The sequence below is a fragment of the Shigella sp. FC1967 genome (assembly GCF_001743005.1).
Classification (GTDB): Bacteria; Pseudomonadota; Gammaproteobacteria; order Enterobacterales; family Enterobacteriaceae; genus Proteus.
In genome coordinates this window covers 1-308 of sequence record NZ_MIIZ01000054.1, presented here as the reverse complement: position 1 = coordinate 308, position 308 = coordinate 1, and the positions used below count along the sequence as shown (strand labels likewise).

The following is a 308-nucleotide window of genomic DNA, read 5'->3' as shown; positions in this document are numbered from 1 at the left end:
TTATCCATAGTTGAAATATATTTATTTAATATATTTTCTATTGATTTTGGATTTTTAAGTCTTGATTCCGTCTGGGTATTTAATGTCTTTACACTAATAGCATCCCATTGTTCTTTATTGGTTTTTTCTGGAAACGCCTAATTCTAATGTTTTTAATTTCACATTCTTTTTATGAAATTTCTGTAGTTCCATGCGCATCACCGCTATATTTATCCATAGTTGAAATATATTTATTTAATATATTTTCTATTGATTTTGGATTTTTAAGTCTTGATTCCGTCTGGGTATTTAATGTCTTTACACTAATA

The 308-nt window shown here is 26.0% G+C and carries 2 protein-coding genes; both read right to left on the bottom strand.

All coding sequences use genetic code 11. From position 1 onward, the window contains the following. Positions 1–98, bottom strand: a 98-nt coding sequence (locus BHE89_RS26750; protein WP_353615089.1) for an endonuclease toxin domain-containing protein, incomplete at its 3' end; no start/stop codon positions are given. A 71-nt stretch (positions 99–169) separates the two neighbouring features. Beyond that, positions 170–250 (bottom strand): hypothetical protein, encoded by an 81-nt coding sequence (locus BHE89_RS26745; protein WP_353615088.1) that lies wholly within the window; start codon positions 248–250, stop codon positions 170–172. Between the last annotated feature and the right edge of the window lie 58 nt (positions 251–308).